The sequence below is a fragment of the Alkalihalobacillus alcalophilus ATCC 27647 = CGMCC 1.3604 genome, from assembly GCF_000292245.2.
In the GTDB taxonomy this organism is placed as follows: Bacteria; Bacillota; Bacilli; order Bacillales; family Bacillaceae_D; genus Alkalihalobacillus; species Alkalihalobacillus alcalophilus.
Genome location: NZ_ALPT02000050.1, coordinates 1 through 13,693, shown reverse-complemented (window position 1 = coordinate 13,693; position 13,693 = coordinate 1). Strand labels below are relative to the sequence as shown.

The 13,693-nt window shown below is 36.5% G+C and carries 11 protein-coding genes; 10 read left to right on the top strand and 1 reads right to left on the bottom strand.

Annotated elements, in window-relative coordinates; all coding sequences use genetic code 11:
• Window positions 1-101: 101 nt before the first annotated feature.
• The 9 genes from BALCAV_RS13730 (at window position 102) to BALCAV_RS13685 (ending at window position 10,901) form a co-directional block, all read left to right on the top strand.
• A complete protein-coding gene (locus BALCAV_RS13730) occupies window positions 102-842 on the top strand; it encodes a polymer-forming cytoskeletal protein (RefSeq protein WP_003324055.1) in 741 nt (246 codons plus the stop codon).
• 46 nt (window positions 843-888) lie between these two features.
• Window positions 889-1,827 carry an alpha/beta fold hydrolase gene (locus BALCAV_RS13725; RefSeq protein WP_003324054.1) on the top strand — a complete coding sequence of 313 codons (939 nt, stop codon included), beginning with the start codon at window positions 889-891 and terminating at the stop codon, window positions 1,825-1,827.
• Between the two features lie 339 nt (window positions 1,828-2,166).
• Window positions 2,167-3,456, top strand: a complete 1,290-nt coding sequence (locus BALCAV_RS13720) for a glycosyl hydrolase family 18 protein (protein ID WP_003323654.1) — start codon at window positions 2,167-2,169, stop codon at window positions 3,454-3,456.
• Between the two features lie 191 nt (window positions 3,457-3,647).
• Window positions 3,648-3,977, top strand: coding sequence for a hypothetical protein (locus BALCAV_RS13715; protein WP_040324026.1), 330 nt, complete (start codon window positions 3,648-3,650; stop codon window positions 3,975-3,977).
• Between the two features lie 82 nt (window positions 3,978-4,059).
• Complete coding sequence (locus tag BALCAV_RS13710; RefSeq protein ID WP_052044386.1) at window positions 4,060-4,518, top strand: GNAT family N-acetyltransferase; 459 nt, start codon at window positions 4,060-4,062, stop codon at window positions 4,516-4,518.
• 246 nt (window positions 4,519-4,764) lie between these two features.
• Window positions 4,765-5,430: a TetR/AcrR family transcriptional regulator gene (locus BALCAV_RS13705; RefSeq protein ID WP_003323657.1), complete on the top strand. Its 666-nt coding sequence runs from the start codon at window positions 4,765-4,767 to the stop codon at window positions 5,428-5,430.
• 418 nt (window positions 5,431-5,848) lie between these two features.
• Window positions 5,849-8,602: a phosphoenolpyruvate carboxylase gene (ppc, locus tag BALCAV_RS13700; protein WP_003323658.1), complete on the top strand. Its 2,754-nt coding sequence runs from the start codon at window positions 5,849-5,851 to the stop codon at window positions 8,600-8,602.
• A 431-nt stretch (window positions 8,603-9,033) separates the two neighbouring features.
• Window positions 9,034-10,206, top strand: coding sequence for an amidase (locus BALCAV_RS13690; protein ID WP_003323660.1), 1,173 nt, complete (start codon window positions 9,034-9,036; stop codon window positions 10,204-10,206).
• Window positions 10,207-10,463: 257 nt separating this feature from the next.
• Window positions 10,464-10,901, top strand: a complete 438-nt coding sequence (locus BALCAV_RS13685; RefSeq protein ID WP_003323661.1) for a hypothetical protein — start codon at window positions 10,464-10,466, stop codon at window positions 10,899-10,901.
• 95 nt (window positions 10,902-10,996) lie between these two features.
• On the opposite strand, the gene BALCAV_RS13680 is transcribed toward BALCAV_RS13685, so the two are convergent.
• Window positions 10,997-11,638: an FMN-dependent NADH-azoreductase gene (locus tag BALCAV_RS13680; RefSeq protein WP_003323662.1), complete on the bottom strand. Its 642-nt coding sequence runs from the start codon at window positions 11,636-11,638 to the stop codon at window positions 10,997-10,999.
• A 285-nt stretch (window positions 11,639-11,923) separates the two neighbouring features.
• Between BALCAV_RS13680 and BALCAV_RS13675 the strand changes: the two genes are divergently transcribed.
• Complete coding sequence (locus tag BALCAV_RS13675; RefSeq protein ID WP_003323663.1) at window positions 11,924-13,570, top strand: catalase; 1,647 nt, start codon at window positions 11,924-11,926, stop codon at window positions 13,568-13,570.
• Window positions 13,571-13,693: the final 123 nt, after the last annotated feature.

Here is a 13,693-nt window from a genome sequence, read left to right as displayed (position 1 = left end):
AGTGTTAACGACGGAAGGAAAGTTCGATTTCTTTTAAACAATTGGATGAGAAAATATTAGAGATTTTATGTCTAAATATTAATCAAAGGGGAGTGTTTGTGATGGAAAGAGAAGTGTTCGTTAAGGGAAGAGGAGATTTAGTTATTTCGGGTAGTGGTAGTACAGGTGGAGGAGAGTACAATGCTGTTCGAATCAGTGGAAGTGGACGCGTGAATGGCGATATTAAGTGTATTGATTTTATCTGCAGTGGGTCAAGTAAAGTAGAAGGCTCCATTCACAGTGAGAAGATTGTTATCAATGGTAGCACAAAGGTTGTTGGTGATGTACGCAGCAAAGAAGTGATCAAAGTGAATGGAAGTTCTGTTTTTGAAGGGAATGTCTATCATCGTAAATTTAAAATTAATGGTTCCTCGAGAGTGATTGGTGATACAACAGGAGAACATCTTTATTTAAATGGGATCGTAAAAATGGAAGGTGATTGTGAGGTTGAGTATGCTAAGTTAGATGGTAGCTTTAAAATTGAAGGTTTATTAAGTGCAGATAAGATTGAAGTTGAATTGAATGGACGCTCGTATGCAAAAGAGATTGGTGGCGAGAAGATTACGGTTCAAAAAATCGGAAGTTTAAGTGGATTCTTGGATAGGTTTTTAAAACCATTAGCGAAGGAATTGACCGCTGAAATGGTTGAAGGAGATGCGATTGAATTGGAATATACAAAAGCAAAAGTGGTCCGTGGAAATAAAGTGAAAATTGGCCCTGGGTGTATAATTGACCTGGTTGAATATAAAGAAGATGTATCTATTCATGCTGATGCACAGGTGAAGGAGAAGAGGAAGGTTTAGTGTTTAGTTCTATTTAGAAAGGAGAATTTTTCTGGAGGATCAAAAAATGTTTCTCGAAAAAGAATATTTAACTGTTGATGGTCATAAGCTTGGCTTAATCATTGAAGGAACAGATAGAACAAATCCTGTCATCTTATTCTTACATGGTGGTCCGGGGTTTCCCCAATATCCAATGATTAAATCTTTTAATCTAGAGTGGAGTCAATATGCGACGATTTGTTATTGGGATCAACGCGGGGCGGGAATGTCATATAATGCTAAGACGCAAGGTGTATTGGAAATGGAGCGTTATATTTCAGACACAATTGAAGTAACGAAATATTTGAAAAAAAAGTTTGTACAAGAAAAAATCTATTTATTCGGACATTCTTGGGGGAGTATTATAGGAAGTCTGACAGCTTACCAATTTCCTGAACATTATCATGCTTATATTGGTTCAGGCCAGGTAGGGAGGATGTTAGAATCTAATCGAGAAACGCATCAATTTCTGTTAAATACAGCATTAGCAAAAAGGGATAATAAAGCGGAAGAGCAGATTCGTTCAGTTACCATCGATGAAGATTATTATAAAAATGAAGCCTATGGAAAACTTTTATCACGTTATTTAATTAAATATGGTGGCGGAATGAAACGTTACAACTATTCGTTACTAAAAGGAATCTTAGAGGTTTTTAAATGTAAGCAATATTCCATTAAAGAGAGAATTAATTTTCCTAAAGGATTGTTTACAACATATCAAGCGGTAAGTGAGTTTATGGGGAAATTTGATGCGGTAAAAGCGACTGGTCAATTTGATTTACCTATATACATTATCCATGGTGAATATGATTATCAAACTAGTTTTAATGAAGCTAGACGGTTCTTTGATTCGATTGAGGCTCCAGCTAAAAAGTTATATAAGTTTACAGACTGTGCCCACAGCCCATTTGTCGAGAAACCCGCTGATTTTTTGGAAATATTAAAAAACGAAATACTTGTAAATTAACCTCGCCTGAATGATCTGGTTGAGGTTTTTTCCTCTTTTTAAATTTGTCACCATTTTGTAGGCAGTTGCATAGGTTTTTATGGTAAAGAAACTTTTGAAAGTAGGCTAAATCATGATTTTTGAGTTTAAGAACTTAGTATCAATCTAGCTACGCCTGTTAGAAGCTCGAGAAAAATCGGTTCATCTGAGTGAAGACAAAGAGCGTCTTCATCAGCTGCCCCTGCCCACAGGACGTGGGTACAAGGCGTTGCGGCAGGATGGCACGAACTTAGCGTTGATCCTTAATGTTCTCGCTTCTGAGCGAACAGGCTTCGCTTTTTAAAGAAGGAGGTTATATCCTTGCAAATTCATGTTGTGAGAAGTGGGCAATCTTTATGGCGAATTGCCGAAGCTTATGGAACGAATTATCAGGCGATTGTGGCGGCGAATGAATTAGAATTTCCAGATCAATTAGCGGTCGGTCAAGCATTGGTCATCCCGATTCAAGGGCGTTTTCATTGGGTTCAGCCTGGTGAATCTTTATGGAGTATTAGTCAGCGGTATCAAATACCTGTAGAACGTTTAATGGCAGTGAATCAATTGCAGACAATAAATCTTCCGGTTGGTTTTCGTTTGTATATTCCAACATATGAACTGGCCAAGCGAGAGGCTGATGTTGCAGCCTATGTTTCTTTAGAGATAACGGGTGAGGAGTCGTCTGCCGAAGTGAATGCAGTAGGTGAATCGTTAACGTATGTGCAAATCTTCAGTTATGAACTTAATGTGGATGGATCGTTAACTCCGATAGATGATACGGCCGTTATTCAAGCCGCTTATAATCATAATGTCGCTCCACTATTAGTGATCACAAATTTAGAAGAAGGTGGTTTTGATACAGATTTAGTTGCCACTGTGTTACAAGATGAGGCTCTGCAAAACCGAATGTTAGATGAAGCAGTTGCGATTATGGATGAAAAAGGATATTTAGGTCTTGATCTAGATTTAGAGTATGTTGGTGCCGAGAATCGTCAGGCTTATAACGAACTCTTGTTAAAAGCACGAGCAAGAATGGATGAGCGTGGTTATTTCCTTTCTAGTGCGTTAGCTCCTCAAATATCAGGAGACATGGAGGGAGTTTTATATGAAGGCCATGATTACGCTTTTCATGGAGAAGTGAATGATTTTGTTTTTTTGATGACGTATGAGTGGGGCTGGACTGGTGGACCACCGATGGCTGTAGCACCGATTAATCAAGTAAGGCGAGTAATTGAGTATGCAACTTCGGTCATCCCGAGTGAAAAAATTATGATGGGAATTCCGCTTTATGGTTATGATTGGACATTGCCATTTGTTGAAGGAGAATCTAGGGCAAGAGCGATTGATCATCAGGAAGCGATTGAGCTTGCCATTAATCATAATGCCGAAATTTTATATGATGAACAGGCACAGTCTCCTTATTTCTATTATTATGACGAAGAAGGCAGGCTGCATGAAGTTTGGTTTGAGGATGCGAGAAGTATCCAGGCTAAATTTGATTTGGTCAAGGAGTATAATTTGAGAGGGTTTTTCTATTGGGTATTAGGTTGGGACTTTCCGCAAAACTGGTTACTTATTGAAGAGAATTTTACAGTGAATAAGGTTGTTGTTTAAGAGGAAGGGGCAAAACTTTTTAAGAATGAGTTGGATCACTAAAATGATGGTTTTGTCCCAGTCTCCTCTTTCTTTTAAATTTTTAGAATATACTTTATAATATTAATTGAAGTGGAAAAAATAGGGTATAAATACTTGGTGAGAAATGATGATAATATTGAAAAAATCGTTGTAAAGAGAGGAGTTTCAATATGATTATACAGCCAGCAACTGATTTTAAAGAAGTGGCCGAGATGATGGCACAAATAAATGCTTTGGCCGATCACCATATTGGATATTGTGGAACGGCTCCTGAAGAAATTTACAGTGTCTTACAAGAGGATTTTCAATTAGAAGAAATTTATCTAGCTTATCATCAAGGTGAAATCGTTGGAATATTAGCATTTGATTATGATGTTGAAACGAAGTGTGCAGAAGTGTGGGGGCCATTTATTTGTGATGAGAATTGGTTAGACATAGCAAATAGGTTATGGCAAGAACATCCGTTAACGAAAAAAATTGGGACTTTGAATTTTTTATAAATAAAAAAATAGGCAATTAATAGGGTTTATTACAGAACATTTAAACGGGAGCTATGATGGGAATTATTATGTTTTAAAAAAAATGAGGAAAGAGCATCAACCTATTCAAAGAAAGGGCAAGGATATTGAGCTTCATAATCAAAATGAAAAAGCGGAATTTATTCAATTACATGAGCAGACATTTAAGCAAGCGTATTATTCAGGTGCGGGAATTCTAGAACGTTTAAATGAAACGAATCGGTTATTTATTTATAAGAGTGATTCTCATGTTGTGGGTTATGTTTATTTAGAAGGAACACCTGCGTTTCGTGAGGGTACTATTGAATTTATTGGGGTGGACAAGCTTCATCGAAACAAAGGAATTGGACGGCAGTTACTACAAGAAGCACTAGATTTTTTATTTGGAGAACTAAAAGTCAATGAGCTGTCATTAGTAGTATCGGAGGATAAAAAAGACGCCTTTCATTTATATCGGTCGATTGGATTCTCTGTTCGGTATGAATTGGTCAGTTATGAGTTAAAAAAACAAATCAACAGTTAGAAGCTATTGGAAATTAAATCCATAGCTTTTTTTATGTTTTAATAATTTACAATAAATAGAATATCTTCTATTTATTTAGGGGAAAATTGAAAGGAATTCACTCTTTTTTTATAAAAATGAAAAAAGAACTGAAAATACCACAAAAATTAGCAAAAGTATGATTTAATATACCTATATAATAGATTGGTTTTATAAAAAATTAGTAAATAAGTCCTTTTTCTTATAAATTTTAAAGAAGGTGAGCATGTGAAAGAAGAATTAGATGAAAAGAAGGAATTATTACATACCGTTGAAATGCTCAAAAATGGGCTCGATGTTGAGAAGAAATTTACTAAAAGTCAATTGAAAATCATTCAAGCGGCGACTGAATTATTCTCAACAAAAGGATTTGAAAATAGTTCTACGATTGATATTGCTAAACAAGCTGGTGTCGCCGAGATTACAATTTTTCGTAATTTTAAATCAAAAAATAATCTCTTATTTCAACTATTAGCACCAGTCATTGCGAATATATCAAAGCCGACTCAAATTGATGAGAGCAAATATCTTTTACCAGAGGAACTAATAAAAGATGTTGTTTTAGAAAGGATTAGAGCTTTTGAAGAATATGATGTCGAGATGAATATTTTAATAAAAGAAAGCATCAACCATTCTGAAGTTCGTGAGGCGGTTCAACATTTTATTAGTGGACCTACCAAAAAAGCAATTAGTTCTTTTTTAGAAGATAAGATGGAGAAAGAATATTTTCGGCCGGTTAATAACCAAGCTGTCGTTGACTTACTTTATTTTAGTATTTTAGGCTTCGTGATGAATCATTATGTGTTAAGAGTACAACCATTCAGTGACAATCATGAAGAAGCGATAACAACATATTTGGACTTTTTATTAAAGGGTATTTATAACAAGAAATAACGGTATTGCTTCGTTACGTACTAGGGAAGGAGAGGGGTGAACGAAGCTCTTTCTTTTGGGGAATAATGGGAGCGATAGTTTTTGCACATGTTATAATTAAGCTTGTGATTTAATCTAGTCAGCTATGTCCAAAATGTCTTTTGCACACAGCTATTTTTGTCGATCTTTGAGTTATTAGCGAATATCTATTATAATGGTCGAATAGAGAGAAAGAATAATAGTAAAAGTATTGTATGGAAAAATAATATCGATCCTTATCTGTTCACATAATATGGGTATTATTAAGGAGAAATGGTTGTTAACGTTTTAGATGTATAACCTAATAATGATAATTTTTGTACTATTATAAAAATTCATTATTCCTTAAGTTCTACATAGTGAGTAGGGGATTGGAGAGAATGTATTGGAGGTTGGGTAAATGATTGAACTTACAGATAGTAACGTATCCTTACGAAATGATGTGAAGAAGTTAGGAAACATTTTAGGTGAAATTTTAATCCATCATGGTGGAGAAGAACTTTTTAACAAAGTTGAGTCCATTCGTGAAATGACGAAGAAGTTACGTCAAGAATATGATGATGAGACATATTTGAAGTTAAAAGAGGAAATTACGAACCTAAAGCCACCAACACGCCAACAAGTTATTCGTGCGTTTTCTGTCTATTTTCATTTAGTGAATATGGCAGAACAAAATCATCGTATTCGTCGGAGAAGGCAGTATCAGCTTCAGGATGGGGCGAAGTTACAACCATTTTCATTAGAAAAATCAGTTGAAACTTTAAAAGATTTGGAAATGACCACGGACGAAATTAACAATGTTTTGCAAAATTTGTCGATTGAACTCATTATTACAGCACACCCAACGGAAGCGACAAAGCGAACCGTTTTAGAAATTCAAAAGAGAATATCAGCTATTTTGAATCAACTAGATTCACCTCTAGTTTCAAAGAAGGATAGAAAGGTTTTAGAAGAAAGTTTATATAACGAAGTCGCAACTTTATGGCAAACAGATGAATTACGTCACCGTAAACCAACAGTTATCGATGAAGTGAAAAATGGCCTTTACTATTTTAATGAAACATTATTTGATACAATTCCCGAAATTCATCAAGAACTTGAACTTCAGCTGGAAGAATACTTTCCAAACAAAGAGTTAGCCGTACCAAACTTTCTGCATTTTGGTTCTTGGATTGGTGGAGATAGAGATGGAAATCCAAATGTGACTCCAGAAATTACATGGGAAACTTTAAAATTACAAAGAAAGCTTGTCCTAAAAAAGTATCGTACAGAAATTATTGATTTAATGAAACGATTCAGTCAATCAAGTACTCGTGTAGGAGTAAGCGATTCTTTTGAAAAGCTAGTAGAGGAAGAAGAAAGTCGTTATTTAGAAGCTGGGGAAGAGTGGACTGTCAAAGGTGAAGTTTACCGACGGAAATTTGCTGTTGTCTTAAAACGACTTAGTGAAGTCGGCAAGTCGGCCATTGGTTATCAAACTTCGGAACAACTTGAAGCTGATTTATCAATGATAAAAGAGCATGTCGAGCTTCACCAACCTTCTAAAAAACGTTTAAAAACGATTCGCAATATTATTCGTCAAGTCCAGCTATTTGGTTTCCATTTAGCAACATTAGATATTCGTAATCATAGTGGGGAGCATCAAACTGCCGTAGCAGAACTATTAAAAGCTGTTAAAGTTTGTGACCATTATGCGGAGCTTCCTGAAGAGGAAAAAATGAATATACTGAAAGAAGTTCTGAACGATCCACGTCCACTTTCTTTATTTGAAGGGGATTACTCGGAAGAAACTCAAAAAGTATTAAATGTGTTTAAAATGATTCGAAGAGCACATTTAGAGTTTGGGAGCCGTTCCATTGAAGTCTATTTAGTTAGTATGACCCAATCGTCTAGTGACTTGTTAGAAGTATTAGTTTTAGCAAAAGAAGCCGGTATTTATCGTTTACATGCTGATGGAAGTGTTGAAAGTGGTTTACATGTTGCCCCGTTGTTAGAGACGATTGATGATTTGATTGCAGGTCCGAAAATTATGAAGACTTTATTTGACTTAGATTTGTATCGTCATCATTTAAGTGTCCGTGGTGACCATCAAGAAATTATGCTTGGATATTCAGACGGTAGTAAAGACGGTGGAACCCTTACGGCAAATTGGAAGCTTTTTAAAGCCCAGCAAGAAATCCATGAGATGGCTCGCGATTTTAATATCCGCTTAAAGTTTTTCCACGGTCGTGGTGGTTCTTTAGGACGTGGAGGCGGTCCGCTTAATCGCAGCATTGTTTCTCAACCGGTCGAAACGCTTGGTGATGGCGTAAAAATCACCGAACAGGGAGAAGTGCTTTCTTCTAGATATTTATTGGAGGATATCGCTTTCCGTAACTTAGAGCAGGCAACATCTGCTTTAATTGTAGCAACGGCAACAGTTAATAAGAAATCAAAGCATGGCCATTTCCGCGAAAAAGAATGGGAAATTGCTATGGAAGAAATGTCAAAACAATCATTGAAAAAATATCAATCGCTTGTGTTTGAAGATAAAGATTTCTTAACTTATTTTAATCAAGCGACACCATTAAAAGAACTAGGTGAATTGAATATTGGCTCACGTCCGACTCGACGTAAAAATAGCTCAAGATTTGAAGATTTACGTGCGATTCCTTGGGTGTTCGCCTGGACGCAATCACGTCAAATGATCCCAGCATGGTATGCAGCTGGAACAGGCTTATCATCATTTGCCGAGCAAAGTTCGAAAAATTTAGAGATGCTACAAACAATGTATCAAAAATGGCCATTTTTCCATTCGACGATTCATAATTTGCAAATGGCTCTTATGAAAGCCGACTTAGCAACAGCAAAGGAATATTTAAATCTTGTAGAAGACAAAGATATCGCGACTCGAATCTATGCAGATATTTCTGCTGAATATGAAAAGACGAAAGAGGTTTTATTAAAAATTACAGGAAGTAATGAACTGCTAGATCATGCACCTAATATTCGAGAGTCGGTTCGTCGCCGAAACCCTTATGTGGATCCACTTAACTTCTTACAAGTTGACTTAATCCAAAAGATGCGTTCAGCTGAACATGTTGAGGATGAACTGATGACAGAAGTACTCTTAACGATTAGTGGCGTCGCTGCTGGTTTAGTAAATACAGGTTGATTTTGAGACTAGACTAGGACATAACTAGTTATAGAATGGAGAAAGCGAGTCCGGTGAACATTTTGTTCATTGGACTCGCTTTTCCGTTCCATATCTCTTCGAGGAAATCTAACAAAATCAGACAATTTGCTGTATGCGATTTTGGCTCATTCTATTTTTAATATCCCAGGAATGTTGTACCAAGCGGAAGTTCTTTCAAGTGTCATAGTGATCGAAGCGATTTTAGCTCATTTTGCTGTAATTGCTTTTATGTATATTAAAAAGTCGAGAAAAATATTTGGCGATTTGGTCTTACAGATAAGGAAACACTTAATGCTTAATTATTGTGTGGAATAAACAATCGAAGCTTGAATTCTTAGTTACATTGACTAATGACGGTATAAATATTTTTTTCTAAAATGAATCCATATTGGTAAATCTAGGAGGAGACGATGTCAAAACAGCTTAATCCATATATACAGGAAGAACTGACGTTGGAGCCACTTGCTACAGGCATATTAAGTGGAAAGAGCTTCGCGGTCAAAGATGTTTTTGCTATTGAGGGATATACATCAACAGCGGGAAACCCAAATTGGTTCGCTACTCATAAACCAGCAGAAGAAACTGCTGAGGTCATTACAATATTGAGAAATAATGGGGCAAAAATGATTGGTACGACAATCACTGATGAGCTTATGTATAGTTTAAATGGCGAAAATATTCATTATGGAACACCTGTTAACCCAAAAGCCCCAACTAGAATCCCTGGAGGTTCTTCGAGTGGCTCAGCTTCAGTCGTTGCAGCAGGATTAGTTGACTTTGCTATAGGGACAGATACAGGTGGGTCTGTTCGAATTCCGTCCTCTTATTGTGGCATTTATGGATTTAGACCAACACATGGTGCTGTTTCTGTAGATGGTTTAATTCCGTTAGCAAAAAGTTTTGATACGGTTGGTTGGATGACGGAAGATAAAAAACTGCTCATAGAAATTGCCCGACTGCTTATTAGCTCCCAAGAGAAGAGCGAGTCATCATTTAGGAAGCTATTGTTTCCAGAAGATGCGTGGGCTCTTGTTGATAAAGAAACGAATGGAGAATTATTAAAAACAATTGAAAAGGTAAAAGAAGTGATGCCAACTCACGAATTGATAATGCTTGAGGAGAATGGATTATCTACTTGGAAGGAAATTTTCCGAATTATTCAAGGGTATGAGATTTGGCAAGAGCATGGAGAGTGGGTTTCGGCAACGAACCCTCAATTTGGTCCAGGCATTAAAGAGCGCTTTGCTATGGCCAGTAAAATTACTGAAGAAGAATTTAAACAAATGGCAAAATTACAGGCTGTGATTAAGGAACGATTATTTAGGATTTTAACAGAAGATACGCTCTTAATTGTTCCGACTGTCCCAGGGGTGGCACCATTGCTGAATTTACCTGAAGATCAAGTGGAGGAGAGACGTTCTAAAACATTGCAGCTTTCAGCGATTGCTGGATTAGCTGGCTTACCACAAGTGACGATCCCAATTGATACTAACTTAGAGGCTCCGATTAGTGTTTCTATTATTGCAGGCCCGAGTCAAGACATACGTTTACTAGAATGGGTCAACAAATTGGAGGCTAACTAAGTGAAACTTGTTACATAAGGAGAGCGTGCTGAATGCCGCATTGAAGGTTTCACTCCTTTGTTGAATAAGGTTGTGAAGATGCGGTAAAAAATAAGAAGGATAGGTTCTCAAATGCTCATTGTTGAGTTTTTGAGGACTTTTTGTTAACTATAACTATAGTCATTTTTACTGACCATTTTTTTCTATTATTTTATACTATTTGCTTTTCGATTCTTGAAGTATAATAAATAAAACAAATGATAGGACATGGTGAATAAATGAAAGAAGTCATATATTTTATCTCGGATATTGTTAACTGGTTTCATAGTGTTTTTAGCGGCTTATTTGGAGTACATTTAAATGATAAACAATTGCATTTTTGGGTCATTGGTTTATTTGGTGTAGCTTTCTTTTTTCTCACTCACTTTTTATTTAAAGTTTTATCTAAATGGAGTATTACAGTATTATCGTTTATTTATGCTTTTACCGTTGTACTTGTGGTCGTATTTGCGATTGAGATTCAGCAAGGTATTACCGGCAGTGGGAATATGGAATTTGATGATGCGGTGGCGGGAATAAAGGGATTCTTACTTCTGTTCGCTGTCTTTTTATTAATAAAATGGACGATGATGGGTCTTCGCTTTCTATTTAAGAAGGTGGCTTCGCCGAAAAAGAAGCTACCATCGAATGGGAGAAGTCGCCGCCGTGCTTCATAAAAAGTTCGTAATAAATGGTATTAAAAAAGTGACCAGAGGGTTGAATCTCCGGTCACTTTTATTTCGAAGGGCTTTTGTCCCGCTTCGTTATGGTTTTATACATGTTGTAAAGATAGTTTTTTAGCTACTTCTTTTACTTTTTCTAACCCTTCAGCAACAATCTCATCAGCTTTGTCTGGCATTGCATTGTGGCCTTCAATAATCACTTCATCAACAATTTCCATTCCAAATGTAGCATGGAAAACATTGCGCATGTAGTTGACTGCCATTTCAATTGGTGCCATTTCTGGAGACGAATAAACGCCACCACGAGCATTTAAGAAGATGACCTTTTTGTCATTTAATAATTGAACCATATTTCCGTTTTCATCATATTTGAACGTGAAACCAACAGAGTAAATATAATCAACAAATGTTTGTAGGCGAGCAGGAATCGTTAAGTTCCATAACGGGAAAGCGAAAACGATCAAATCAGCTTCAGTTACTGCATCCATTGCTTTTTGTTTCGCTGTCAGTAAACGTTGCTCTCCATCTGTTAATTGACCACCAGATTGTAATTTACCAAAAGCATCAAAAAGTTCTTGACCTAGATAAGGCATGTCCTCTTCAAATACATCATAAGTTTTTATATTTATAGAAGAATTATCTTTAATAGACTCCATAAATGTTTGATACATTTGACTTGAAACACCTTCTGCAGCTGGTCTGTTATTTGCTTTTACTACTAAAATATTCATTTTGTTACCTCCTGATTTATATATATCTTCTATACTTTGTATAGTAACTTTATCATAATAACAAAAACTGCATTCAATTGTAAAAGGAAAAAACTTGAATGAATTAAATTCTGAGTTTTCTGTTAAAAATTCATTCAACTACTGGGGTTTTTCAAACTTTGGACTAGGATACATATAATGTAATGAATCAAGTGTTGACTAACTTCCTGCTTCATTTGATACATAATTTTTTTTTCTTGGAGACTCTTATCTAGAAAGAAAATTTCTAGTTAAGGAGTGAATAAGTTGGCTGAGAAAGAAAATAAAACAACTGGAACCAATGTTGAGGGTGTTGGTGGGGCTTTAGATAAACGTTATGGAACAAATGAGTCTGAAGATACGTTAACGAATCGACAAGGCCACCCAGTGACAAATAATCAAAATATGAGAACTGTAGGCAGTCGTGGTCCAACAACGTTAGAAAACTATGATTTTTTAGAAAAAATAAGTCATTTTGATCGTGAACGTATTCCAGAACGTGTTGTACATGCGAGAGGTGCTGGAGCACATGGTTATTTTGAAGCGTATGGTTCATTTGGTGAGGAGCCGATTTCAAAATATACAAGAGCAAAATTATTTCAAGAAAAAGGGAAACAAACTCCTGTTTTTGTTCGATTTTCTAGCGTAATTCACGGTGGTCATTCTCCTGAGACATTAAGAGATCCACGAGGATTTGCAGTCAAGTTTTATACAGAGGATGGAAACTGGGATTTGGTTGGAAATAACCTCAAAATTTTCTTTATTCGTGATGCTTTGAAATTCCCTGATCTTGTTCATGCGTTTAAACCTGATCCTGTTACGAATGTACAAGATGGGGAGCGAATTTTTGATTTTGTCTCGCAATCACCTGAAGCGCTTCATATGATTACCTTTTTATTTTCACCATGGGGGATTCCAGCAAACTATCGGATGATGCAAGGGTCTGGTGTCAATACGTATAAATGGGTGAATGATGAAGGCGAAGCGGTATTAGTGAAATATCATTGGGAGCCGAAGCAGCCAATTAAAAATATGACACAAGCCGAGGCGGAACATGTTCAAGCTAAGAACTTTAATCATGGCACACAGGATTTATATGAAGCGATTGAGCGTGGTGAGTATCCGGAATGGGAACTTTTTGTACAAATTATGAGTGATGACGATCATCCAGAGCTTGACTTTGATCCATTAGATCCGACGAAGCTTTGGTACAAAGAGCAATTTCCTTGGGTTCCGGTTGGAAAGATGGTTCTGAATAAAAACCCTGAAAATTATTTTGCAGAAGTGGAGCAAGTGGCATTTGGAACAGGGGTTTTAGTGGATGGTTTAGATTTCTCTGATGATAAGCTACTTCAAGGGAGGACGTTCTCGTATTCAGACACACAACGTTATCGCGTCGGAGCGAACTATTTACAATTGCCGATCAATGCACCGAAAAAACATGTGGCGACGAACCAGCGTGACGGACAAATGGCGTATCATGTCGACCAAGGACCAAAACAAAACCCTCATGTCAATTATGAACCGAGTATCTTAAATAATTTACAAGAAGCGAAACAAGAAGGAAAAGAATACAGACCGACGATTTCTGGTGAATTATCAAGAGAATCGATAGAACGAACGAATGACTATGGCCAGGCAGGAGAAACATTTAGACGTTTAGCAGATTGGGAAAAGGATGATTTAATTAAGAATCTGGTTACAACCTTAAAACCATGTGATAAGAGAATCCAAGAAACGATGGTTGATCATTTTACAAAATGTGATCCGGAATATGGACGACGTGTGAAAGAAGGATTAATGGAAAAAGGAGAAGATGCTCACCTTTCTCATCGGAACTCAATTGGAGGCGATGGTTCAGAGCAAGCAATCGAAGAGGCGATTGAAAAAAGCCATGTCTCAGATCCATATTAATTGTTTTTAAGACTGCTCTCTATTTAGGAACAACTAGCTTGTCGACAAAGTCTTATTAGACAGTCGATAAGCTTTTTTATTGGAAAGAGACATATACGATAGAAAGGTTACTTAAGGAGCTTT

Bases quoted from the DNA above. Each gene is read 5' to 3' on its own strand.
- BALCAV_RS13730 (WP_003324055.1), top strand. From the start codon at position 102: ATGGAAAGAGAAGTGTTCGTTAAGGGAAGAGGAGATTTAGTTATTTCG.
- BALCAV_RS13715 (WP_040324026.1), top strand. From the start codon at position 3,648: ATGATTATACAGCCAGCAACTGATTTTAAAGAAGTGGCCGAGATGATG.
- BALCAV_RS13680 (WP_003323662.1), bottom strand. From the start codon at position 11,638: ATGAATATTTTAGTAGTAAAAGCAAATAACAGACCAGCTGCAGAAGGT.
- ppc (WP_003323658.1), top strand. From the start codon at position 5,849: ATGATTGAACTTACAGATAGTAACGTATCCTTACGAAATGATGTGAAG.
- BALCAV_RS13725 (WP_003324054.1), top strand. From the start codon at position 889: ATGTTTCTCGAAAAAGAATATTTAACTGTTGATGGTCATAAGCTTGGC.
- BALCAV_RS13685 (WP_003323661.1), top strand. From the start codon at position 10,464: ATGAAAGAAGTCATATATTTTATCTCGGATATTGTTAACTGGTTTCAT.
- BALCAV_RS13710 (WP_052044386.1), top strand. From the start codon at position 4,060: ATGAGGAAAGAGCATCAACCTATTCAAAGAAAGGGCAAGGATATTGAG.
- BALCAV_RS13690 (WP_003323660.1), top strand. From the start codon at position 9,034: ATGTCAAAACAGCTTAATCCATATATACAGGAAGAACTGACGTTGGAG.